The organism is Massilia putida (assembly GCF_001941825.1).
In the GTDB taxonomy this organism is placed as follows: Bacteria; Pseudomonadota; Gammaproteobacteria; order Burkholderiales; family Burkholderiaceae_D; genus Telluria; species Telluria putida.
Genome location: NZ_CP019038.1, coordinates 5,447,765 through 5,470,834, shown reverse-complemented (window position 1 = coordinate 5,470,834; position 23,070 = coordinate 5,447,765). Strand labels below are relative to the sequence as shown.

The following is a 23,070-nucleotide window of genomic DNA, read 5'->3' as shown; positions in this document are numbered from 1 at the left end:
CATACATGGAGGATCATCGAATGAATCAATTGAACAGCATCGAGCTGGACCTCGTGCTCGACCGTGCTCCCATCCGCGGCGGTGAAGTCGGCATCTTTTGGTTGGACGGCGCGGACATCGGTCACGAGCCTTCGGCATTGATCGAGCAGCTTGGCGCTTTGCTCGATAAGATCGAGGATGATGGCCGTATCGCACTGCTGGTGTTGCGCTATCCCAGTGTCACCAGCGACGCGCAAGCGCATACCCAATTGCGGATCAGCGAACATCGCCGTCTGGAACAGCAGATCCAGCGGATGGAATCGTTACCGGTGATCAGCGTCGCCTGGGTCCATGGGTTGTGTGTCGGCGCGCCATTCGAACTGGCGGTGGCCGCCGATCTGTGTTTTGCCGCCGCCAACGCGAGTTTCGGTTGCCCACAGGTGCGCGACGGGCATCTGCCGGGCCTGAGCGTGAATCGCCTGCCGCGGCTGATCGGTGCTCGCGCCGCGCGCCGGCTGCTGCTGCTCGGCGAAACCTGGGATGCTTCGCGCGCGCGCGAAGCAGGTTTGATCGACGGTGTGCTCGGCGCCGATCAGCTCGACCAGTACGTGTACGAGCTTGCAGCGCGCCTGCCGCAGGACGATGGCGTCGCCCTGCAGATGTGCCGCCGCCTGATCTGCGAAGCGCATAGCAGCGGTTACGAAACCGGTTTGGGGCATTTCATGGCGGCGCAGACGCGCTGCGATGACGTCGCGCGCGGACGATCCTGACCACCTTGCCCTCGAGCCGGAGCTTGCGATGAAAATAGATGTCTCGTATTTGAATACCTCGGTGCTGCGCTTCGATCCCTTGCTGCCGGATCCGGGCTTCGGCGCCGACATGGTGATCCTGGATCTCGAAGACTCGGTCCACGTCCGCCACAAGGATGAGGCGCGCGAAGTCTTTGCCCGGCTCGATCTGAGCAGCTTCGCCGGGCGCAGACCGGGATTCGGCATCCGCATCAACAGCCTCAAGACCCGCGACGGTCTGCTGGATCTGTGTACGGTTGCCAAACGCCTGTGTGACGGCGACAGCGGTCTGTCGTTCATTCAATTGCCCAAGACTGAAGCACGCAGTGAGTTGGAGCTGTGTCGTGCGGTGCTGAACGATGCCGGCTGCAGCACCCGCCTGATCCCGATCGTCGAAACGCCGCGCGGTGTGGATCACGTCGAAGAGATCGCCGAGGCCAGCGATGCAATGATGTTCGGCCGGGTTGACATGGAAGCGGCGATGTATCGGCCCAATCCGGCCTACATCGCTTACGCGCGGGCGCGCTTTTGCGTGGCCTGTGCCGGCCGCGGCATCCCTGCGATCGATACCGCCGGTTTTCGCACTGGCGCCGACATCATGGACTTGGATCGGTTCGAGCAGGAATGCCTGGCCGGGCGCGCCGAGGGCTTCACCGCCAAGGCGATGGTGCATCCGGCGCAGATCGCCGTGACCAACCGTATTTTCACTCTCGACGAAGCGCAAATGGACGTCTGGCGCGCAACCATCGCCGATTACGGGCGCGCCAAATCCGGCTTCTCGGTGGTGGACGGGCGCGTGATCGCGCCGCCGTTCGTCGCCCATGCCCGCGCCATGCTGCGCCTGTACGCCGAAACCTGATTGCCGCCGCGTGCCGTCATTTCGGCGCGCACCATTAGCTTGATTGCCTGAGGAAACCCCAATGACGCGAAGCATCAAGGAAGTCGCCCCGAACGTATTCCGTGCCAGCTACGGCCGCTACTACGAAGAGTTCGAAGTCGGTCATCTCTACCAGCATCGTCCCGGCCGTTCGATCACCGAGACCGATAACATCTGGTTCACCCTGCTGACGATGAATACCCATCCGCTGCATTTCGACAATGAGTACGGCAAGGGCACCGAGTTCGGCCGCACCCTGGTCGCCAGCGGTTTCACCGTCTCGGTGCTCGGCGGCATGAGCGTCGCTGACGTCAGTCAGAAGGCGATCGCCAATCTCGGCTGGACCGACATCAAGCTACCCGCGCCGCTGTTCGTCGGCGACACCTTGTATGGTGAATCCGAAGTGTTGTCCAAGCGGCTGTCGAACTCACGCAAGAACGCCGGCATCGTCGAGGTCAAGACTACCGGCAAGAACCAGCACGGCACCGTGGTGTGCGAATACAAGCGCACCGTGCTGGTGCCGATGCGCGGCCATGCGGTCGAGGATCGGATCGACTACTGAATGCCTGTAGCCCGATCCAGCCCTGTCACTGTCAGCGAGTGAACCAACCATCATGGATACAGCAACTTTGCAGGAATGGGCGGCCGCCCCGCCGTCGCCGTGCGCAGAGAGTTACGCGCAAGACACGCAACGGTTAGCGCGCTGGTTCGAGCACGGCCTGGCCAGGTTCGAATCGGATGTGGCGCGGTCGACACCGGAACAGCGGCGCGCCTGGCGTGCTACCGATGCGCAGGCGCGCGCCGATTTCGTCGCCACCCACGGTGAGCGCGCTTATCGCGAACTGACCGATCACTTCCGGCGCATGCATCGGCTCGACGCATTGCTGGCCGCCGTTCCGGACATCGTGCCCGGGCTGCTGCCACGACCCGAGCAACTGGCAGCCGATGCGAAACTGGAACTGAAGGACAAATACGGATTCGAGCTGAGCCTGGGCCTGGTGCTGGCGCAATGGTTGGCGATCCCGTCGGTGGGCAGACATCTGATGGCATCGATGCGTCAACCGCGGCCGGAATCGGCCGCGGCGCTGGCACAGTTCCAGAGCACGGGCGAACTCGATCTCGGCCTGGTCGCCCTGCATCGACACGGCCATCAGGCACATCTGCTGCTCAACAACCCCGATTGCCTCAACGCCGAGGACGAGGTACTGGTCGATGCGATGGAAATCGCGGTCGATGTGGCGTTGCTCGATCCTCAAGTACAGGTCGGTGTATTGCGCGGCGGGGTGATGCAGCATCCCAAGTATCGCGGGCGGCGGGTGTTCTGCTCCGGGGTCAATCTGACCAAGCTCTATCGCGGGCAGTTGCCGTACCGGTTCTATGTCGAGCGCGAGCTGGGTTTGGTCAGCAAACTCTGGCGTGGGCTGTGGGGTGGAGGCGATCCACTCACCGACGTGCCTGATCGCGGTGTGGAGAAGCCGTGGATCGCCGCGGTGGAAGGCCATGCCATCGGCGGCGGTTGTCAGCTGCTGTTGGTCTGTGATCATGCGATCGCCGAAAGTGGCGCTTTCGTGTCGATTCCGGCGCGCGCCGAAGGCTTCATCCCCGGCTTGGCCAACTTGCGTTTGCCGCAATACCTGGGACGGCGGCTGGCGAACCGGCTGATCTACCGCAACGCGCGTCTGGACGTGGACAGCGCCGAAGGCCGGTTGCTGATCGACGAGGTGGTGGCGCGCGAAGACATGGATGCCGCGATCGACCGCGCCGCCGACGACATGATGGCCATGGGCACGCATGGCATCGTCAGTAACCGCAAGGCCTTCCGCCAGGCCGTCGAACCGATCGAGCAATTCCGCCTGTACATGGCGACGTTCTGCCGCGAGCAGGCGCAATGCATGTACGGCAAGGAAATCCTCGACAACCTGGAACAGTTCTGGCTGCGCCGCGCCTGATCGGCGCTTCAACGCATGCCCCTTTGGTCAACTTCTTTTACGCAGGAGAGAAATAGATGAAGCATCTGATTTTGTGTGCTCTGATCGGCATGGTCGGTGCGGCGAACGCGGCGCCACTGGTACCACCTTCAGCAACGTTCGCGCCGCCTTTCATAGCGGCGTTGTCGCCGAAGCGGCTGTCCGAGGATGTACGAATCCTCTCATCCAACACTTACGAAGGCCGTGCCCCGGCCACCGGCGGAGAAAACCGCAGTGTTGGTTACCTGATCACGCAGATGGGCCACGCCGGCTTGCAGCCGGGCGGCGACGTGCACAACGGCAAGCGTGGCTGGACTCAGGCGGTGCCGCTGCTGCGCAGTGAAAACGTGGGGACGCCACAGGCGACCATTAGTTTGGCCGGCACGCAGCAAACCCTGACCCAGGGGCAGGAAATCGTGATGCGCGCTACTTTGAACGGTTCCGGCACGGTGGCCATCGACAATGCGCCGATCGTCTTCGTCGGCTATGGCGTCAACGCGCCCGAGCGCCAATGGGACGATTTCAAGGGAGTGGATCTGCACGGCAAGATCGCCCTGGTGCTGATCAATGACCCGGACTTCGAGACCGGTAGCGGCGATTTCGGTGGCCGCGAGATGACTTACTACGGCCGCTGGACCTACAAGTTCGAGGAAGCCGCGCGACGCGGCGCCAAAGGCATGCTGATCGTGCACGAGACCGCGCCGGCGTCCTACGGCTGGGACTCGGTGCGCAATACCGATACCCTGCCGCGCTTCGACATCGTTCGCACCAATCCGGCGGCGGCGCATCCCTTGCTGGAGGGTTGGATTCATCGCGACACTGCCGTGGCCTTGTTCCAGCGTGCCGGCCTGGATTTCGAAGCGCTCAAGCGTACGGCACAGACCCGCGCCTTCCAGCCGATCGAACTCGGCGATGCGCGGTTCTCGACGCAATATGCAGTCAACCTTTCCACGATCACTTCGCAAAACGTGGTAGGCCGGATCGAAGGGCACCTCTATCCGGACGAATCGGTGGTTTACGTCGCGCACTGGGACCATCTGGGCACCGGCGCGCCCGATGCCAAAGGCGATTACATTTTCAACGGTGCGCTCGACAATGCCAGCGGCGCCGCCAGCCTGCTCGAACTGGCCCGCCAGTTCTCCCACGGACCGTTGCCGAAGCGCTCGGTGGTATTCCTGGTCGTGACCGCAGAGGAACGCGGACTGCTCGGTTCGGAGTATTACGTCGCCAATCCTTTGTATCCGCTGGCCAAGACCGCCGGCGTGATCAATGTCGACATCCTGGACCCGCACGGCCCGGCGCATAATTTCACCTCCGCCGGCAACGCCAAGCTGGAACTGCTTGACGATTTGAAAGCCACCGCGCGGCGCTGGAATGTGCGCTTCACGCCCGATCCGCATCTGGAGGCGGGCCGTTTCTTCCGCTCCGACCATTTCTCATTCGCCAAGCGCGGGGTTCCGGCGCTATGGTTTCAGTCCGGTAACGATTGGTACGACGGCGGCACCGCCGCAGGCGACGCCGAGGCGGCCGATTACAATGCCCACCGCTACCACCAGCGTAGTGATGAATGGCAAGCATCATGGCCGTTTACCGGCATGGCTCGGGATCTGCAGATCCTTCATCAATTCGGCCGTGACCTGGCGAACTCGCGGCGTTGGCCCAACTGGAACATGGACTCAGAGTTCCGTGCGATCCGCGATGAGACTGCGTCTCAGCGCAACTGACGTGGAAGGGGAGCGCCATCGTCAAAGGGGCAGCCGAGATACATGTAAAAATGCCCCATACAACGCGATGCGTTCTTCGAGTTGGGCGACCTTGGTGACCTGTATCGCCAACGTTTGCTGTGAGGCGTTATGGGATCTTTTCGGCTCTGGTGCAAACCTACGGCTCGGCTAGAATGACGAGCTTTGCCCAGCATGCGTAACCATCCGAGCAACAGCAACCTGTTTAGGGGCCGCCACTTCGAGCAGGAAATCATCGTGCTTCGCGTGCGCTGGTACCTGCGCTATAAGCTTTCCTACCGTGACCTCGTCGAGATGATGGCCGAGCGAGGCCTGTCGATCTCGCACACGACCATCCTTCGCTGGGTCCAGCGCTACACGCCTGAATTCGACAAGCGCTGGGGCGCTTCGCTGTCCGGCCAGGAGCCTCGTGGCGCGTCGACGAAACCTATGTGAGGATCCGCGGCCAGTGGGCTTATCTCTACCGGGCAGTTGACGCTGTAGGCCAGACTGTCGACTTCCGGCTCAGCACGAGACGCAATGTCGCCGCGGCCAAGGCATTCTTTCGCAAGGCTGTTCGCTCGCAGGGATATTCGCCCGACGTGATTACGCTGGACGGCCACGCTGCTTCTCACCGGGCCGTCCGAGAACTCCAGCAGCAAGGCCAACTTGACGGGTCTACAAGACTTCGCTCATCAAAATACCTGAACAATTTGATCGAGCAGGACCATCGCAACGTGAAGTCGAGGCTGGGCCCGATGCTGGGACTAAAGAAGTTCAGTTCGGCCGCCATCGCAATTCGTAGCGTCGAGCTCATGCATCGCATTCGCAAAGGCCAGTTCGATTTGCGTGATTTGACTGCTCAAGGGCAAACTCCGTCTGAAATCTGGGCCGCTGTCCTCGCTGTCTGAGCTACCAGGATCGTGCCGCCATCAGCTTGTCGCTCATCCGGGATTTGCACCAGAACCGTACAACATGCGGCACCCTACGCGACGCTGGGATTGATGAATGGGCTCAAGCCTGCCTTCCTCGCCAAACAGCTCGGCCACAGTCTCCAGGTCTTCTTTCAGGTTTACGCGAAATGGATCAGCAGTAGCGATGACCGGGCTGAAGTGGCAAAACTTGACGATGCAATTCGGCAAAAAACCCAACTTAAACCCAAGCTCAGCGCTAGAAGCGATGCCGACCAGGCGGATTCCTGAACAAAAACAAAAAAGCCCTTGATATTCAAGGGCTTGAGTATTCTGGCGGAGAGAGGGGGATTCGAACCCCCGATAGGCTATGAACCTATACACGCTTTCCAGGCGTGCGACTTAAACCACTCATCCATCTCTCCTGATGGGTTCACGGACCGCTTGTCCGCGAAGCCGCCTATTATAACAAGGATTCTCGGCAGTACAAGAGTGTCATGCTGGCGGCATCGTTTCCGCCCGCCGCCGCCAAGGGCGCAGCACGTGGCGGACCGGGTTCACGGGGGTGCCCACCTCCTCCGCACCGATCAGCCCACGCCGCTTCAGGTGGCGCAGCGCCACCTGCACCGCCGACTTCGACAGCCCCGTCTTCACGGCGATCGTCTGCAGGCTCGCCGGGACCCGGTCGCGGCCCAGCGCCTGGGCGCTGTGCAGCAGATACAGGTAGACGACGAAGGCGGCCGGGCGGCGGTCGTGGCCGACCAGGTCGGGCATCAGCACGTCGAACACGTAGGCGTCCAGCGCGGAGGATCGGGTAGTCATCGATACTATGGTTTTTAAAAGCACGTCGAGCGCCATACTGCCACGATAATGGCGGGCACCACAACGACATCAACTATCCCATGATCACGCAACTGAAATTCGTCGGCATCCCCGTCGCCGACCAGGACCGCGCCCTCGCCTTCTATACCGACAAACTCGGCTTCGACATCGCCACCGACCAGCCGATGGGCCCCGGCACGCGCTGGATCGAGCTGCGGATCGCCCGCTCGGCCACGCGCGTCGTGCTGTTCACGCCGGATGGCCAGGAAGACCGCATCGGCACGTTCTTCAATGGCGCCTTCGCCTGCGACAACGTGGAGGCGACCTATCGCCAGCTCAGCGCGCGCGGCGTCGAGTTCATCGAGCCGCCGACCAGCCAGCCCTGGGGTTCGTTCGCCAAGTTCCGCGACCCGGACGGCAACACGTTCGTGCTGTCGTCGTCCTGATTGTTGCGTTATCACAAAGGTTAAGTTTTCGTTGGCAAAAGTCACGGCGATAGTGATATTGTTGCCATGATAAAACTTTTTCAACACCCCCGTGAAACGCAAAGCCCTCTACCTCGTCATCTTCGCCGTCGCCGCGACGGGTGCCGCAAGCGGCACCTGGCTCGCCAACCGCAAGCCGGCAACCCAGGCGCAACAGCCGCAAGGACAACCCAAGGAAGCCGCCGCCATCGCCGCCGACTTCCAGCAGGTGCTGGCCGCCTATCGCAAGATGGTCGTGCTGACGCAGGACGAAGCGGGCCTCTCGAAAGCCGGACAGGAAGAGGTCAACCGCGTCGGGCAGCAGCTGTTCCACGAGAACCAGGAGCGCATCGCGAAGGTCGACGACGCGTTGGCAAGCCTCGTCGGGTCGCAGAATCCGCGCCGCTTCGAGGCGATCGGCAGCCTGCTCGATTACGTCGAGTCGAACGAGGGCCTGTACGATGCGGACCGCCTTGCGTTCCGCGAGCTGATGCAGTCGCTGCTCGATCGCGTGGCGAAGGATTCGTCGCTGCCGGCGATCAAGCTGCATAAACGCATCTCGGAAGACCTCGACGCGCTGGCCGAGATCGAGCGCAATTACGAGAAGGAGATCCGCGCCGTGTTCGGGCGCTTCGAGTCGCGCTCCATCGTGCTCAAGCGCGAGAAGTGGGACAGCTACGTCGCCTACCTCAAGACGATTTACCAGCGCGACCGGATCCTCAAGGACTATGGCGTCGTGCTGCCGTACCCGGCCAAGCCCGAGCCGCCGGAACAAGATAAAGACCAGGCGGCGCAAAAGGAAGAGGACGAGATCTTCGGCAAGGGCCTGCCGAAGAAGACGATCGTGCTGACCTTCGACGACGGTCCGCACCGCCGCTACAGCGAGGAGATCGCCGCGATCCTGAAGCAGTACGATGCGCCGGCCGTGTTCTTCAGCGTCGGGCGCAACCTCGGCACGCTCGATGCGCACGGCGCCGCGCGCCTCAACGCGGGCGCGGAAGTCAGCCGCAAGCTGAAGGCCGCGGGCTATGTGCTGGCCAATCACAGCTTCACGCATGCGCAGCTGTCGAAGGAAAGCGGGGACGCCCTGAAAGCCGAGATCTTCGATACGGACACGCTGCTGAAAGCCGTCGATCCGCAACGATCGAGCCTATTCCGCTTTCCCTACGGCGCGCGCAACAAGGAGGGCATGCACCTGCTGGCCGATGCGCACCTGAAGTCGGTCATGTGGAACATCGATTCGCTCGACTGGGCCGACCCGGTGCCCTCCTCCATCGCCGACCGCGTGTTGCGCGCGGTCGACAAGGAAGGCCGCGGCATCATCCTGTTCCACGACATCCACGAGCGCACCGTGAAGGCGCTGCCCGCGATCCTCGACCGTCTCGTCGCCGAAGGCTACCAGTTCGCCGGCTGGGACGGCGCGGCCTTCCGCGTGGCCGGCGGCGCGCGTGCCGCGCCGGCGCCCGTCGCGCGCGCGGCCGCGACGGGGTATGCCAGCTCGTGGGCGATCGTCGTCGGCGTCGACGGCTATCCGAAATGGCCGCACCTGCAGTACGCCGTGCGCGATGCGGAAGGCGTCGGTCAGACGCTCGTGCAGAAGTTCGGCTTCGCGCCCGACCACGTGATCACGCTGAAGAACGAACAGGCCACGCGCCGCGGCATCCTCGCCGCGTTTCACGACCTCGCCGGCCACGGCGGAAACAGTGGACAAAGCGGCGGGCTGCAATCCAACGACCGCGTGTTCGTGTTCTTCGCGGGCCACGGCGCGACGCGCAAGCTGAGTTCCGGCCGCGATCTCGGCTACATCGTGCCGTACGATGCCGATCCGGAGAACCTGGCCAGCGACGCCATCCCGATGACGGAAATCCAGAACATCGCCGAGAGCCTGCCGGCGAAGCACGTGCTGTTCGTGATGGACGCCTGCTACAGCGGCCTCGGTCTGACGCGCGGCGGCGCCAACGCGGCCTTTTTGCGCGATAACGCCAAACGCCTCGGCCGCCAGATGCTGACGGCGGGCGGCACGGACCAGATGGTGTCGGACGGCGGTCCGAACGGCCACTCCGTGTTCACATGGACGCTGCTGCAGGGGCTCGGCGGCAAGGCCGACCTGAACGGCGACGGCCTGATCACCGCGACGGAACTGGCGGCGTACGTGGCGCCGGCGGTGGCCAGCGTGTCGCAGCAGACGCCGGCCTTCGGCAGCCTGCCGGGTTCCGAAGGCGGCGACTTCGTGTTCGAACTGCCCGAGGAAAGCGAGTTCCTGAACACGAACACGGCGCAGTTGTCGAACGATGCCATCGCCCTCAACACCAAGCTGGACGCGAAGGCGTCGGCGCCGTCCGCGCCTGTCGTCGTGAAGGACCTGCAAGGCGGCGAACAGACGATCAAGGCGCCCGCCGCGGTGCCGGTGTCGAGCCGTCAGCAGGCGCAGCGCGCCAACGATCATGGCCTGCAGCTGTACAAGGAAAAGCAGTACGCGCAGGCCGAGGCGCAGTTCACGGAAGCGCTGAAACTGCGGCCGAACTTCGCGCTGGCGGCCAACAATCTCGGCTTCGTCTTCTACAAGCAGGACAAGTTCGCGGAAGCCGCGCGCTGGTTCGAGAACGCGATCAAGATGGACCCGTCGCGCGCGATCGCGTACATGAACCTGGGCGACGCGTACGCGCGCGCGGGTGACGGCGACAAGGCGAAGACGGCGTACAAGACCTATCTCGAGCTGGCGCCGAACGGGTCGGGCGCGGGGTATGCGCGCGGGCAGATCGAGAAATTATAAAAAACGCCGTCGTTCCCGCGCAGGCGGGAACAGCCCCGCAGGGCTGTTCCCCCCATGCTGAACAAATTCTGTGGCTCAGTATGGATTCCCGCCTGCGCGGGAATGACGTTTTAAGGTTGCGGGCCAGCCTCGTACGCTCCCAGCCTCCGCTGCTCATCGGCGCTGAACATGCGATTGCGCAGCGCCGCCACCGCCGCCTCGTCGCGCAGGCCGCGGCGCTGCGCGAGGTAGGCATCGATCCGCCGCTTCCAATCGGCCTCCGCGCGATCCACCTCGGCCAGCCGCCCGGCCGCATCGGCACCGAACGCCTCGGCGCGCAGGCGATAGACGTCGTCCTCGCCGGCGCCGCTTGCGCGCAGACGCTCCGCTTCCTCCTGCAGGCGCACGATTTTCAAAGGCGCCTCGCGCGCGGCCCGCACGTCGGCCGGCAGACCCGCATCCAGCGCGGCCAGGCGCTGCTGCTTCTGTTGCGCCGTCAGCGTGCGGTCTGCGCGGATCTCCATGCGCGCGAGGGCGTCGGCATTGGCGGCGTCCTCGCGGCCGAAGATGGCGGCGATCTCGCGCTGGCTGAAGTACTGCGCGCGCAATCCGCGCAATGCCGCCAGGCGCCGTTTCAGCGCGGCGGCGTCCGGACCGGACAATCTCGCATCGGTTTCCAGCGCCGCCATCGCCTGCCGGTACGCGATGTAGCGCGCCAGCACGCGCTTGGCCGCGGCGGCGGCGGCGGGCCTCAGGGTACGGTCGAGTTCACGCTCGATTTCGATCCGCACGGCATCCGGAGATTTCTCGCCCACGGTGCTGAGGTAGTAATCGAACAGCTCGATCAGCTGGGCGTCGGCGACGATGCGGTCGTCCTGCGCCACGTGCACGGCGCCGTCCGGCCGCGTGCCCTGCAGCGACGGTGCGAACGGCTGCGCGGCCGGCGCCACGGTCACGATCTGCGCGGCAGGCGCCGGCGGCGTGGACCGCCCTGCCAGCGCGGCCAGCCACACCGTGCCGGCCGCACCCAGCGCGATGACGATGGTCGGGTTCCGGCTCACAGGCCCATCTCGCGCAGGCGGTTGGCGTGCTGGCGGTACAGCGTGACGGGGTTGGTCTCGAACAGGTTGACGAGGCCCGCGACCTGGTTCACTTCGTCCAGGTGGTTCATGCCGTAGTCGTCGCGGATGACGCGTCCGAGGTGGCTGGAGCAGCTGCCGACGAGGCCATCGTTTTTCTCGCCGCCGAACGCCAGCGACAGGAGGCTGAGCGGGCCGTCGAGCGGGTCGATCAGGTTGGTGAACGGCTGCGCGCCGCTCCACGAAAAGTAGTAGACGCCGCGGGCCTGGTACGCGCCTTCGCCGCAGGCGGTGACGGGCACGCCCTCGGGATGCGCGGCGTTGAATTTGGCGGCGCCGGCCGTCGTCATCGAATCGAGTGCCGCCGTCGACATCTGGGCGCTGCTGTCGCCGGACAGGAACGCGATGGTGCCGGCGACGCCGTTCACGATCGCCCCCAGCACGGCCTCCGACACCGTTCCCGGCGCGACCGTGCCGCGGATGACGTCCGCCACCTGCGAGCCCTTGTTCACGCCGCCGACGCTCGTCACGGAGGCGACCAGGTCGGGCGCCACCGACGCGACGTAGCGCACCGTCGGCCCTCCGTGGCTATGGCCGATCAGGTTGACCTTGCCGGCGCCGGTCGCGGCCAGCACTTGCTTGACGTAGGTGAGCAGCTGTTCGCCGCGCACTTCCGTGCTGTTGGCGGCGCTCACCTGGGCGACGTAGACCTGGGCGCCGTCGCGGCGCAGCGCGTCGGAGATGCCGAACCAGTAATCATAGGGGCCGATGCTGTCCCAGCCGAGGAAGCCGTGCACGAGCACGATCGGATATCGGGTCTGGGTATAGCCGGCGGCGGATGCGGACAGCGGCAGGAACGACAGCGCGAACAAGAGCGCGGCCAGCCATTTGGCATAGCGTTTCATCGGTTGGTCTCCTTTGTGGTCGATACGGATGAGCCAGAGTACGTACAAGAGGAAACCGCAACAAGGCATGCACGGCCGCGCGGGACGTCGTGGCTTGCCGAATCAGGCGAATGTCCCAATAATCCATGCATCACATGAGGAGAAAACGACACCATGGACATGAAACGCATCAACGCGGGCAAGCTGCGCGCCATCGGTTACGACGCGCGCGAGCGCATCCTGCGCGTGGAATTCGACGACGGCAGCGCGATCGACTACTCGGGTGTCGGCAGCGAAGTCTGGCGGCGGTTCTCGACGTCGGGCGCCGCCTGGAGCTTTTATCGCGACAATATCGAGGAAGAGTTTGCGGGCACGCGCGGGCGGGCGGCGGTGGCCAGCAAACGGGCGGAGCTGGATGCGTTGTTCAAGCAACCCGGCGAGGAATAAAAACGGAATAAAAAAACGCCGCCCCGGTCTCCCGGCGCGGCGTCAACTCTGCTGTGATCAGTGTAACCGATCAGAGGCCCGAACGGTCAGGCAGATTCCTTCAATTGTTCCAGGATGGCCGGATTTTCCAGGGTCGAGATATCCTGGGTGATGGTCTCGCCCTTGGCCAGCACGCGCAGCAGGCGGCGCATGATCTTGCCGGAGCGCGTCTTCGGCAGGTTGTCGCCGAAGCGGATCTCCTTCGGCTTGGCGATCGGCCCGATCTCCTTGCCGACCCAGTTGCGCAGCTCGGCCGCCAGTTTCTTCGCTTCCTCGCCGGTCGGACGCGCCTGTTTCAGCACGACGAACGCGCAGATCGCCTCGCCGGTCGTCTCGTCCGGCTTGCCGACCACGGCGGCTTCCGCCACGATCGGGTGCCCCACGAGCGCGGACTCGATTTCCATCGTGCCCATGCGGTGGCCCGACACGTTCAGCACGTCGTCGATGCGGCCCGTGATCGTGAAGTAACCCGTGTCCTTGTTGCGGATCGCGCCGTCGCCGGCCAGGTAGTATTTGCCGCCCAGCTCATCCGGGTAATAGGCGCTGCGGAAACGGTCCGGGTTGTTCCAGATGGTGCGGATCATCGACGGCCACGGACGCTTCACCACGAGGATGCCGCCCTGCCCGTTCGGCACGTCGTGCCCGGCCTCGTCGACGATGGCGGCCATGATGCCCGGCAGCGGCAACGTGCAGGACCCCGGCACCATCGGCGTCGCGCCCGGCAGCGGCGTGATCATGTGGCCGCCCGTCTCCGTCTGCCAGAAGGTGTCCACGACGGGGCAGCGCTCGCCGCCGATCTGCGTGTAGTACCACATCCACGCTTCCGGGTTGATCGGCTCACCGACGGTGCCCAGCAGGCGCAGGCTGGACAGGTCGTAGTTCTTCGGATGCACCTTCTCGTCCGTGTTCGACGCCTTGATCAGCGAACGGATCGCGGTCGGCGCCGTGTAGAAGATGCTGACCTTGTGCTTGGCGATGGTCTCCCAGAAGCGGCCCGCGTTCGGGAACGTCGGCACGCCTTCGAACACGATCTGCGTGGCGCCGACGGCCGTCGGGCCGTAGCAGATGTAGGTGTGGCCCGTGACCCAGCCGATGTCGGCGGTGCACCAGTAGACGTCGTCCGGCTTGATGTCGAAGGTCCACTTCATCGTCAGCGCGGCCCACAGCAGGTAGCCGCCGGTCGAGTGCTGGACGCCCTTCGGCGTGCCCGTCGAGCCGGACGTGTAGAGGACGAACAGCGGGTGCTCGGCGTCGACCCACTCCGGCTCGCACTGCGCGCTCTGGCCGTCGACGAGGTCGTGCAGCCACAGATCGCGGCCTTCCTGGAAGTTGATGCTGCCGCCGGTGCGCCGGTAGACGATGACGTCGCGGATCGTATCGCAGCCGCCCAGCGCCAGCGCCTCGTCGACGATGGCTTTCAGCGGCAGCGCCTTGCCGCCGCGCAGTTGCTCGTCGGCCGTGATGACGGCGACCGCGCCCGCGTCGATGATGCGCTCCTGCAGCGACTTCGCCGAGAAGCCGCCGAACACGACGGAGTGCGTCGCGCCAATGCGCGCGCAGGCCTGCATGGCGGCCACGCCTTCGATCGACATCGACATGTAGATGATGACGCGGTCGCCCTTCTTGATGCCGCGGCTCTTGAGGCCGTTGGCGAACTTGCAGACGCGCTCGTGCAGTTCGCGGTAGGTGGCGCGCGTGACCTTGCCGTCGTCGGCTTCGAAGATGATCGCGGTCTTGTCACCGTTGCCGTTCTCGATGTTGCGGTCGAGGCAGTTGTACGACGCGTTCAGCTGGCCGTCCGCGAACCACTTATAAAACGGCGCATCCGATTCGTCGAGGGTTTGCGTGAAAGGCTTGTGCCAGGCAATGTTCTCGCGCGCCAGGCGGGCCCAGAAGCCTTCGTAGTCGCTGGCGGCTTCGTCGCACAGCTTCCGGTACGCATCCATGCCGGAGATGGCGGCATTCGCTGCGAATTGCGGGGACGGCTGGAACACACGATGTTCCTGCAAGCCCTGCTGCTGATTGGTCTCGTTCTCGGCCATGCTAGTCTCCATAGTAGTAATGTTCTGCCGCATACCTTAGGCGCCCTCGCTTACTGAGCCCTTACAGTCTCCCATACCATTCTACCAACGTTCGGCGCGCGACGAAGGCCGCGCCAGCAATGCGCGGCGGGTGTAGAATGTTGAGCTGTCTTGACCGCAGCCGCTTTGGAAAGCCCGCTTAGATGCTCGATTCGCAACCCTCGTCCGGCGCAAAAAAACGCAGCGCCCTCGCCAGTTTCATGTTCGCCAGCCGCTGGCTGCAACTGCCGCTTTATCTGGGACTGATCCTTGCGCAGTGCGTTTACGTGTTCCATTTCTGGGTCGAACTCAAGGACCTCGTGCTCGCCGCGCTCGGCAACGAAGACGCGCTGCACCACGTATTCCAGGCCGTGGCCGTGCCGGGCGCGCCGCTGCCTGACAAGCTGAACGAAACGACGATCATGCTCGTCGTGCTGGGCCTGATCGACGTCGTCATGATCTCGAACCTGCTGATCATGGTGATCGTCGGCGGCTACGAGACGTTCGTGTCGCGCATGTACCTGGAAGACCATCCCGACCAGCCCGAATGGCTGTCGCACGTGAACGCGTCCGTGCTGAAGACCAAGCTGGCGATGGCCATCATCGGCATCTCGTCGATCCATCTGCTCAAGACGTTCATCAACGCCAAATCCTACGATGCGCAGACGATCATCGCGCAGACCTGCATCCACTTCGTGTTCCTGCTGTCGGCGATGGCGATCGCCTACACCGACCGGATCATGATGAGCACCCAGAGTGACAACAAGCACCACTGATACCACGTAATCCAAGACCCCACCGCGAGAACCACATGACTGTCATTAAACAGGAAGACCTGATCGAATCGGTCGCCGCCGCCCTCCAGTACATCAGCTACTACCACCCCGCCGACTACATCCAGCACCTGGCACGCGCCTACGAGGCCGAGCAAAGCCCGGCCGCCAAGGACGCCATCGCGCAGATCCTGACCAACTCGCGCATGTGCGCGGAAGGCAAGCGCCCGATCTGCCAGGACACCGGCATCGTCAACGTGTTCCTGAAGGTCGGCATGAACGTGCGCTTCGAAGGCTTCGGCAGCGGCTCGATCACCGACGCCGTCAACGAAGGCGTGCGCCGCGCGTACAACTTCGCGGACAACAAGCTGCGCGCCTCGATCGTCGCCGACCCGCACTTCGAGCGCAAGAACACCAAGGACAACACCCCGGCCGTCGTCCACATGGAACTGGTCCCGGGCGACACGGTCGACGTGAAGGTCGCCGCGAAAGGCGGCGGCTCGGAGAACAAGACCAAGTTCGTCATGCTGAACCCGTCCGACTCGCTGGTCGACTGGGTGCTCAAGACCGTCCCGCTGATGGGCGCCGGCTGGTGCCCGCCGGGCATGCTGGGCATCGGCATCGGCGGCTCCGCCGAGAAGGCCATGCTGATGGCCAAGGAGTCGTTGATGGAAGACATCGACATGTACGAACTCAAAGCACGCGGCCCGCAAAACAAGCTGGAAGAACTGCGCATCGAACTGTGCGACAAGATCAACGCGCTGGGCATCGGCGCGCAGGGCCTGGGCGGCCTGACGACCGTGCTGGACGTGAAGATCAACATGTACCCGACGCACGCGGCAAGCAAGCCGGTCGCGATGATCCCGAACTGCGCGGCCACCCGCCACGCGCACTTCGTGCTGGACGGCTCGGGCCCGGCGTACATCGAACCGCCGGCGCTGTCGACCTGGCCGGACGTGAACTGGACCCCGGACACGCAGAAGAGCAAGAGCGTCAACCTCGACACGCTGACGAAGGAAGAAGTCGCATCGTGGCAGCCGGGCCAGACCCTGCTCCTGAACGGCAAGATGCTGACCGGCCGCGACGCGGCGCACAAGCGCATCCAGGACATGCTGGCCAAAGGCGAGCAACTGCCGGTGGACTTCACGAACCGCGTGATCTACTACGTCGGCCCGGTCGATCCGGTGCGCGACGAAGTCGTGGGCCCGGCCGGCCCGACGACGGCGACCCGCATGGACAAGTTCACCGACATGATGCTCGAGAAGACGGGCCTGATCGCGATGATCGGTAAAGCGGAACGCGGCCCGGCCGCCATCGAGGCGATCAAGAACCACAAGTCGGCGTACCTGATGGCCGTCGGCGGTTCGGCCTACCTCGTGTCGAAGGCGATCAAGTCGGCGAAGGTCGTCGGCTTCGAAGACCTGGGCATGGAAGCGATCTACGAGTTCGAAGTCAAGGACATGCCGGTGACGGTGGCCGTCGATGCGACGGGTACCTCGGTGCACCAGACCGGCCCGAAGGAATGGGCTGCGAAGATCGAGTCGCTGAAGGGCATTCCAGTCGCGACGGTGTAACGCCGTTTGAAATTGGGCCCCTGCCTGCGCAGGGGCGACGTTCGAAGGTTGCCGCATCAATCGCACGTCGTTCCCGGACCGGCCGTCCGCCTCGGCGGGAACCCGATTTCGCCCCGCATACCGCAACCTCCCCTGCTGGGTTACCATCTTCCCATGAACACCCACGAACACCGCGAAGACGCCCCCGTCGGCATCTTCGATTCCGGCCTCGGCGGCCTCTCGATCCTGCGCCACGTCCGCGCGCAACTCCCGCACGAGCACCTCGTCTACGTGGCCGACACCGGCTTCGCCCCGTACGGCGACAAGCCCGAACACGTCGTCGCCGAACGCTCGCTGGCCGTCGCCCGCTTCCTCGTCGAACGGGGCGCGAAGGCCATCGTCGTGGCCTGCAACACGGCGACCATCTCCGCCGTGAAGCTGATGCGCGAGAGTTTTCCGGACATGCCCATCGTCGGCGTGGAACCGGGCCTGAAGCCGGCCGCCGCCGCGACGCGCAGCGGTAAGGTGGGCGTGCTGGCCACGGAACGCACGCTGGCCGGCGCCAAGTTCCTGCAACTGCGCGACCAGATCACGCAAGCGACGGGCGCGCGATTCCTGCTGCAACCGTGCCGCGGCCTCGTCGACAAGATCGAACTGGGCGACACGGAAGGCACGCTGCAACTGCTGCACCGCTACGTGACGCCGCTGCTCGACGAAGGTGCCGACACGCTCGTCCTGGGCTGCACGCACTACCCGCTGGTGCAGGCCGCGATCGAGGACGTGATCGCGTCCACGGGCGAGCGCGACATCGCGCTCGTCGACACGGGCGAAGCGGTGGCACGCCAGCTCGTGCGCCTGCTCGATGCGGGACGGCTGCTGCGTGCCGCGCGCGCCGATGCGCCCGCGCAGCTGGAGGCGTACACGAGCGCCAGCGCGACGGCCCTGTCGGCCGCGTTCAACAGCCTGATCGGCATCGACCCGCCGGTGCACGAGGCCACGTTCGGGTCGGCGTAGGGCCGGCCTGCACCGCTGGGTCAATTCGATTTGCCAGATTGCGAATGACCCTATATAATCTCGTTCTGTCTCGGCAACAACGAGACGCAAAGTAGGACAGTGGTGGCTGTAGCTCAGTTGGTAGAGTCCAGGATTGTGATTCCTGTTGTCGTGGGTTCGAGTCCCATCAGCCACCCCAAAGAATTCGCAGTAAAAACAACGGGTTGCAAGCGTCATCGCTGCAACCCGTTTTGTTTTTGGAATCGCTGCCTCGCCTGAGCGCTCAGTAGTGATAGCGGCACGAGAGAACGACCAGTTCCTCATCGAGGATCAAGTAGACGAGGCGATTCGTCTCATCGATACGCCGCGACCAGCCCCCGGACAGGCTGTGCTTCAACGCTCCGGCTTGACTATTCCCGCAAAAGATCTCTCTGCGCATCCTTGATCAAGTCATGGATGCGCTTAAGGTTTTTTCGATCCTGCGTCCGCCGATAAATGTAGCTGTTCCAGGCCTCATCCGTGAAGTTCAGGTTTCGCATCTTTCTGCTCCCCTGCTTCAGCTGCTTCAGGAGGTTCGACGATTTCCCGAAGCTGTGCCTGCCCGGAACGTGCCTGGGCGATCGATTTTGCAAGATGAGCCGCGTTCGCCGGTAACCCAACCGTACGCCGACTTTTTCGTGTGCCCTAAAATACATCCCGAAAATGTAATTACGTCAATCATATTTGAGCAAATGAATTAATTGCCGTATACTTGACCCCGGTACACACCAAAAAAAACGAGCGGCAGGCATTGCGTTGACCTGGCCGCCGTGCGGCTCCGCCGTATCGCGGATGCGCCCCGCAGCATCCACTCTCTTTCAACGGGTCCAGACGTCGGCCGGCACGGCCGCGCTGCGACCGCCCGCCTCCGCGCCCCGGGACGGATCTGCCATCCACGCCCGCCGCGCCGAGGTCTCTTCCGAGGGCCGATCACTTATGACCCCAACACCGCCATCGCACCGCCGGCGCTTTGACAGGATCCTGCTCGCGGGCGCCTGCGTGCTGTGCGCCTTGCTTGCACCGCCGTCGCGGGCCGCCAAGCGCAAGCCGGCAGAACCCAAGACACCCTCTATCGCCGACTTCACGCAACTGACCGGCTCCCGTCCCGGCGACTGCGCGGCTCCGTTCAACGAAGCATTGTCGGGCATGGGCGAACCGACCATGCGCCGCTGCGCCTGGAGCCAGCATGTGGAAATGCTGTACTGGCACGGCATCCCGGCGCCGGCGGCCACCTGTCTGCCGCCGGCCGCCATCGCGTGGCACCGCCTCACGCAGGCAATCCATGCGGACGCGCCGCCGTGGAACAGCGCGTGGACCGGACGCACCGTGTCCACCAATGCGGCCGATGCCCGGCAGGTAGCCGCCATCTGGCGCGGCGACGACGGCCAGTGGTCCGCGGCGCTGTGGCGCTGGCAGCCGTCGGAGAAGCCCGCAACGCGCGACTGGCAGACCGTCCACTGGAACGATGTGACCAAGGCGGCGCACGCCATCGATGCGGGCAATCCGCTGCCGGTGGCCTCGAAGCTGTATGTCGCGTGGCACGATGCGTCGCAGGGCAAGCCGCGCGTGCTCGACGGCGATACGTGGCGCTGGGTGTCCGAGAAGACCTGCCTGCGCCTGGAGACCTCGGGCACCGGCCAGACGCGCATCCATCTGCCCTATTCGCGCGACGATGCGCGGCTCGAGCAGCGCAGCGGCATGCAGGTGCAGCTGGCGCGCCGCTTCCCGGACGCCGAATGGCTGCAGCCCTTCACCCTGCTCGATCCGGCCCGACCCGGCGCGCGCACGGGTGCCAAATTCATCGCCGTCTGGAAGGAAGGCCGCAGTGTCAACGGACAGTTGTGGATTCCGCTGCGCGACGATGCGGGCATCGTGCGTGCCCGCATCGTCAGCGATCTCGCGCCGGCATCTGGCGACCGCCAAAAAGACCTGGCGAAACAACGCGCGGACGTGATCGAGCGCGAGCTGACCGCGCTGGCCCATGCGTGGGAGGTGCGCCATGAATGACGAACTGTCCACGCCCCTCTGGTTGCTGTCGCCGCTGGCCGTGCTGGGCGCCGGCCTGATGCTCGCGCTCGTGATCGGCCTGACCTTGCAGCGCTGCCGCATCCCCAAACTGTACGGCGCCGTGATCGCGGGCCTGCTGCTCGGCGCGACCGGGGGCGGCTTCATCGACAGCGCCCTGCTGACCCAGTTCCAGGAACTGCTCAACGGCGCCGCCGCGCTCGTGCTGTTCGAGGTCGGCCGCAAGATGGACTTGGCGTGGCTGCTGCGCAGCGGACGCCAGGGCGCGAGCCTGCTGCTGGCCACGCTGCTGCGCGGCGCGGCCGCCGCCGTGACCCTGGGCCTGCTCGGCCTGCCGTGGGGCGCCGCGATCTTCATCGGCTCGATCCTCATCGCCGTCAATCCCGTCATCCACAGTTCGATGGTGGCGGACGAAAACGCCAGCGGCACGAGCACCTTCGCCACGTCGAATATGGTCGGCCTCTCCAACCTCGTCGCGCTGCTGGCGCTCGGAGTCACGCTCGCGTGGACGCGCAGCCACGGCCCGGATGCCGGCGGCGATTTCGCGACGGAGCTGATGCGCCAGGGCGGCAAGCTCGTGGTGGGTGCCTTGATCGCCGTTTTGTCGTACGGCGTGTACGCGCTCGCGACCCGGTTGTGCAAGGTGCCGGCGACGCTGCGGCCCGGCATGCTGCTGGCCGCCCTGCTGATCGACCTGGGCCTGTGCTCGGTGATGTCGGCCAGCGCCCTGCTCTCGCTGCTGCTGATGGGCGTCCTGCTGCGCAATGTCGAGAAGCGCGACAACGTGTTCCAGGCGCAGTTGAAGACGGCGCAGGACATCGGCTACGTGCTGCTGTTCCTGATGTCGGCCGCGCTCGTCGACCTGCAGCGGCTGCTGCACGGCTGGGCCATCCTGGCGGCCGTGACGGTATTCGCGGTCCGTCTCGCGGCGACCCGCCTGGCCTTGTGGCCGGGCACGGCCTGGGACATGCGCAAGCAGCACGCGATGGCCTTGTCGATGTGCTCCCTGGTGAGCTACGGCGGTCTCGTCGTCGACAACAGCCTGAATGCCTACACGGGGCTCGACCCGGCGTCCACCGCGGTCATGGGGGCGCTGCTCGCCCTGAACGTCTTGCTGGCGCCGGGCCTGACCTGGATCGGCCTGCACCTGGCAGGCGAAACCTATCGAGGAGGTTCGCAATGAGCGAATTGATGAACGACGCAGCACTGGGCAAACTGAAACAGGACGCGCAGGCGCAAGCCGTGAGCGGCCAGGGTCCGGCCCACCTGCCCGACTTCAAGGCGTCGACGATCGGCACGATGGGCATCGAACTGGAATTGATGGTGCTCGACCGCCTCACGTTCGACCTGTTCCCGGCCGCGCCGGACATCCTGCGCCTGCTGGACAAGCACGACAAGCCCTGGGTGCACACGCCGGAAATCACGACGTCGATGCTGGAAGTGGCGACCGCGATCCTGACATCGTTCGACGAGGCGGCCGAGCAGCTGGAGCATATCCGCACGACGGTGCAGCGCGCCGCGTTCGAGGTCGGCGCGTCGATCGCCGGCGGCGGCGCCCACCCGTTCCAGAAGTGGAACGAGCAGCGCATCTACCCCAAGGAGCGCTATTTCGCCTCCGAACGAAAATTCGGCTATCTGGCTAAACTGTTTACCGTGTTTGGCATGCACGTGCACATCGGCGCCGGCACGCCGGACGAGGCGATGCGCCTGTGCGCCTGGCTCACGCAGCGCGCGCCGCTGTTCATCGCGCTGTCCGCCAATTCGCCGTGCTGGCAAGGCGAAGTCTCGGGCTTCTGCAGCTCGCGCAGCAACGTCGTGGGCGCGTTCCCGATGAGCGGCATCCTGCCGTACGAGCTCCGCACCTGGAACGACTTCCGCACCCACTTCGCCGAACTGGCCGGCCACGGCATCGTCAACAGCATCAAGGATTTTTATTGGGACGTGCGGCCGAAGCCGGAATACGGGACGATCGAACTGCGCGTGCTGGATACGCCGCTGAAGCCCGTCTACGCGGCCGCGCTGGCGTGCTACGCGCGCGAGTTGTGCCTGGAATGGGCCGACCAGCCGGGACGCTGGCCGGGAAGCGCCAGCCGCGAACTGTACATCTGGAACCGCTTCAATGCGGCACGCGACGGCGTGGAGGCAAGCTGGATCGATCCGGAAACGGGCGTCTCGCTGCCGGCCGCGGACGCGATCCGCGCCGACCTGGAACGCCTGCGGCGCCGCTCGCGGGACCCGGGCTTCGGCAAGGCGTGCGAGGTGATCGACCACCTCATGAAGGATGGCGGACAGGCGCGCTGGCTGCGCGCCCATCTCGACGCCGGCGGCGGCATGAACGACCTGGCGCGGATGGCCAGCGAACTGTTCGAAGACGGCGCGCCGCTGGGCTAGATCACGAACGGTGCGCACACCGCCGACCGGAAACGAAAAGGGCGCCCCCGCGGGGACGCCCTTTTCAAGCTTGTGGATGCCGCAATGCCGCCGGTCTCGTGCGCACCCGGCAAAGATGCCGGGGACGCAAAGCCTCACCTGGGGCGCCGAGCCGGCAGGCCGGCATCCTCAGCCGATCAGTCCAGCTTCCAGGAGTAATCGACCTTGGTCCAGGTCTGGGCCGGCGCGCCATCCTTGGTGCCCGGCTTGAACTTGCAGGCCGACAGGCCTTTCAGCGCGGCCTTGTCCAGGCCTTTGAAGCCGCTCGATTTTTCCAGCTTCGAATCGGCCACCGAACCGTCGGCGCTGACGAGGAAGGACATCGAGGTGACGCCCTGCTCTTCGTTCATCAGCGACGCTTTCGGATATTCGACCTTGCACTTGGACGGATCGAACGATGCCGGCGTTTCACCTGCGAAAGCCGAACCAGCACCACCTGCGACCAGCAGAGCCATCAGGCTCACAGC

The 23,070-nt window shown here is 64.7% G+C and carries 21 protein-coding genes, 2 tRNA genes and 1 pseudogene; 17 read left to right on the top strand and 7 right to left on the bottom strand.

Annotation, left to right across the window (positions count from 1 at the left end; all coding sequences use genetic code 11):
• Window positions 1–20 precede the first annotated feature (20 nt).
• The 7 genes and pseudogenes from BVG12_RS26485 to BVG12_RS26455 all read left to right on the top strand — a co-directional run bounded on the left by BVG12_RS26485 (window position 21) and on the right by BVG12_RS26455 (window position 6,534).
• Window positions 21–749: an enoyl-CoA hydratase/isomerase family protein gene (locus BVG12_RS26485; protein WP_075795010.1), complete on the top strand. Its 729-nt coding sequence runs from the start codon at window positions 21–23 to the stop codon at window positions 747–749.
• A complete protein-coding gene (locus BVG12_RS26480) occupies window positions 724–1,626 on the top strand; it encodes an HpcH/HpaI aldolase/citrate lyase family protein (protein ID WP_075795009.1) in 903 nt (300 codons plus the stop codon). The genes BVG12_RS26485 and BVG12_RS26480 overlap by 26 nt, the downstream gene beginning before the upstream one ends.
• Before the next feature lie 61 nt (window positions 1,627–1,687).
• Window positions 1,688–2,206, top strand: a complete 519-nt coding sequence (locus tag BVG12_RS26475) for a MaoC family dehydratase (protein ID WP_075795008.1) — start codon at window positions 1,688–1,690, stop codon at window positions 2,204–2,206.
• Between the two features lie 52 nt (window positions 2,207–2,258).
• Complete coding sequence (locus tag BVG12_RS26470) at window positions 2,259–3,593, top strand: enoyl-CoA hydratase/isomerase family protein (RefSeq protein WP_083685436.1); 1,335 nt, start codon at window positions 2,259–2,261, stop codon at window positions 3,591–3,593.
• 56 nt (window positions 3,594–3,649) lie between these two features.
• Window positions 3,650–5,335 carry a M28 family metallopeptidase gene (locus BVG12_RS26465; RefSeq protein WP_075795007.1) on the top strand — a complete coding sequence of 562 codons (1,686 nt, stop codon included), beginning with the start codon at window positions 3,650–3,652 and terminating at the stop codon, window positions 5,333–5,335.
• A gap of 192 nt (window positions 5,336–5,527) precedes the next feature.
• A pseudogene (locus BVG12_RS26460) lies at window positions 5,528–6,243 on the top strand (IS6 family transposase).
• Window positions 6,244–6,336: 93 nt separating this feature from the next.
• Window positions 6,337–6,534: a hypothetical protein gene (locus tag BVG12_RS26455; protein ID WP_075795006.1), complete on the top strand. Its 198-nt coding sequence runs from the start codon at window positions 6,337–6,339 to the stop codon at window positions 6,532–6,534.
• A gap of 43 nt (window positions 6,535–6,577) precedes the next feature.
• Here BVG12_RS26455 and BVG12_RS26450 read toward each other — a convergent pair.
• Together BVG12_RS26450 and BVG12_RS26445 are read right to left on the bottom strand one after the other, a co-directional pair.
• Window positions 6,578–6,668: transfer RNA gene (locus tag BVG12_RS26450), tRNA-Ser, on the bottom strand.
• Window positions 6,669–6,738: 70 nt separating this feature from the next.
• On the bottom strand, window positions 6,739–7,065 hold the full coding sequence (locus BVG12_RS26445) for a helix-turn-helix domain-containing protein (RefSeq protein WP_075795005.1): 327 nt from the start codon (window positions 7,063–7,065) through the stop codon (window positions 6,739–6,741).
• Between the two features lie 80 nt (window positions 7,066–7,145).
• On the opposite strand from BVG12_RS26445, the gene BVG12_RS26440 reads away from it, so the two are divergent.
• Both BVG12_RS26440 and BVG12_RS26435 read left to right on the top strand, forming a co-directional pair.
• On the top strand, window positions 7,146–7,511 hold the full coding sequence (locus tag BVG12_RS26440; RefSeq protein ID WP_075795004.1) for a VOC family protein: 366 nt from the start codon (window positions 7,146–7,148) through the stop codon (window positions 7,509–7,511).
• 91 nt (window positions 7,512–7,602) lie between these two features.
• The gene (locus BVG12_RS26435; protein WP_075795003.1) at window positions 7,603–10,302 is read left to right on the top strand and encodes a polysaccharide deacetylase family protein; all 2,700 of its coding nucleotides are present in this window, start codon (window positions 7,603–7,605) and stop codon (window positions 10,300–10,302) included.
• 110 nt (window positions 10,303–10,412) lie between these two features.
• Here the strand turns inward: BVG12_RS26435 and BVG12_RS26430 are convergent, their stop codons facing one another.
• Both BVG12_RS26430 and BVG12_RS26425 read right to left on the bottom strand, forming a co-directional pair.
• Window positions 10,413–11,342: a lipase secretion chaperone gene (locus tag BVG12_RS26430; protein ID WP_075795002.1), complete on the bottom strand. Its 930-nt coding sequence runs from the start codon at window positions 11,340–11,342 to the stop codon at window positions 10,413–10,415.
• On the bottom strand, window positions 11,339–12,265 hold the full coding sequence (locus tag BVG12_RS26425) for a lipase family alpha/beta hydrolase (RefSeq protein WP_075795001.1): 927 nt from the start codon (window positions 12,263–12,265) through the stop codon (window positions 11,339–11,341). The genes BVG12_RS26430 and BVG12_RS26425 overlap by 4 nt, the downstream gene beginning before the upstream one ends.
• 153 nt (window positions 12,266–12,418) lie before the next feature.
• On the opposite strand from BVG12_RS26425, the gene BVG12_RS26420 reads away from it, so the two are divergent.
• Entirely contained in the window at window positions 12,419–12,691 is a 273-nt protein-coding gene (locus tag BVG12_RS26420) for a KTSC domain-containing protein (protein ID WP_075795000.1), read from the top strand.
• 86 nt (window positions 12,692–12,777) lie between these two features.
• Here BVG12_RS26420 and acs read toward each other — a convergent pair whose 3' ends face one another.
• On the bottom strand, window positions 12,778–14,772 hold the full coding sequence (gene acs / locus BVG12_RS26415; protein ID WP_075794999.1) for an acetate--CoA ligase: 1,995 nt from the start codon (window positions 14,770–14,772) through the stop codon (window positions 12,778–12,780).
• Between the two features lie 182 nt (window positions 14,773–14,954).
• Between acs and BVG12_RS26410 the strand changes: the two genes are divergently transcribed.
• From BVG12_RS26410 to BVG12_RS26395, 4 genes are all read left to right on the top strand, one after another.
• Window positions 14,955–15,566, top strand: a complete 612-nt coding sequence (locus tag BVG12_RS26410) for a TIGR00645 family protein (protein ID WP_075794998.1) — start codon at window positions 14,955–14,957, stop codon at window positions 15,564–15,566.
• 35 nt (window positions 15,567–15,601) lie between these two features.
• Window positions 15,602–17,137: a fumarate hydratase gene (locus BVG12_RS26405; protein ID WP_075794997.1), complete on the top strand. Its 1,536-nt coding sequence runs from the start codon at window positions 15,602–15,604 to the stop codon at window positions 17,135–17,137.
• Window positions 17,138–17,290: 153 nt separating this feature from the next.
• Window positions 17,291–18,130: a glutamate racemase gene (murI, locus tag BVG12_RS26400; RefSeq protein WP_075794996.1), complete on the top strand. Its 840-nt coding sequence runs from the start codon at window positions 17,291–17,293 to the stop codon at window positions 18,128–18,130.
• A 102-nt stretch (window positions 18,131–18,232) separates the two neighbouring features.
• Window positions 18,233–18,308, top strand: a tRNA-His gene (locus BVG12_RS26395).
• Window positions 18,309–18,392: 84 nt separating this feature from the next.
• On the opposite strand, the gene BVG12_RS35990 is transcribed toward BVG12_RS26395, so the two are convergent.
• Window positions 18,393–18,548 carry a Txe/YoeB family addiction module toxin gene (locus BVG12_RS35990; RefSeq protein WP_441293443.1) on the bottom strand — a complete coding sequence of 52 codons (156 nt, stop codon included), beginning with the start codon at window positions 18,546–18,548 and terminating at the stop codon, window positions 18,393–18,395.
• Between the two features lie 536 nt (window positions 18,549–19,084).
• On the opposite strand from BVG12_RS35990, the gene BVG12_RS26385 reads away from it, so the two are divergent.
• The 3 genes from BVG12_RS26385 to BVG12_RS26375 are packed head-to-tail and all read left to right on the top strand — an operon-like array spanning window position 19,085 to window position 22,564.
• The gene (locus BVG12_RS26385; RefSeq protein WP_156895745.1) at window positions 19,085–20,155 is read left to right on the top strand and encodes a hypothetical protein; all 1,071 of its coding nucleotides are present in this window, start codon (window positions 19,085–19,087) and stop codon (window positions 20,153–20,155) included.
• The gene (locus BVG12_RS26380) at window positions 20,148–21,356 is read left to right on the top strand and encodes a cation:proton antiporter domain-containing protein (RefSeq protein WP_075794994.1); all 1,209 of its coding nucleotides are present in this window, start codon (window positions 20,148–20,150) and stop codon (window positions 21,354–21,356) included. The genes BVG12_RS26385 and BVG12_RS26380 overlap by 8 nt, the downstream gene beginning before the upstream one ends.
• The gene (locus tag BVG12_RS26375; protein WP_229503719.1) at window positions 21,353–22,564 is read left to right on the top strand and encodes a YbdK family carboxylate-amine ligase; all 1,212 of its coding nucleotides are present in this window, start codon (window positions 21,353–21,355) and stop codon (window positions 22,562–22,564) included. Before BVG12_RS26380 ends, BVG12_RS26375 begins: the two co-directional genes overlap by 4 nt.
• Before the next feature lie 176 nt (window positions 22,565–22,740).
• Here the strand turns inward: BVG12_RS26375 and BVG12_RS26370 are convergent, their stop codons facing one another.
• The gene (locus BVG12_RS26370) at window positions 22,741–23,058 is read right to left on the bottom strand and encodes an energy transducer TonB (protein WP_179966295.1); all 318 of its coding nucleotides are present in this window, start codon (window positions 23,056–23,058) and stop codon (window positions 22,741–22,743) included.
• Between the last annotated feature and the right edge of the window lie 12 nt (window positions 23,059–23,070).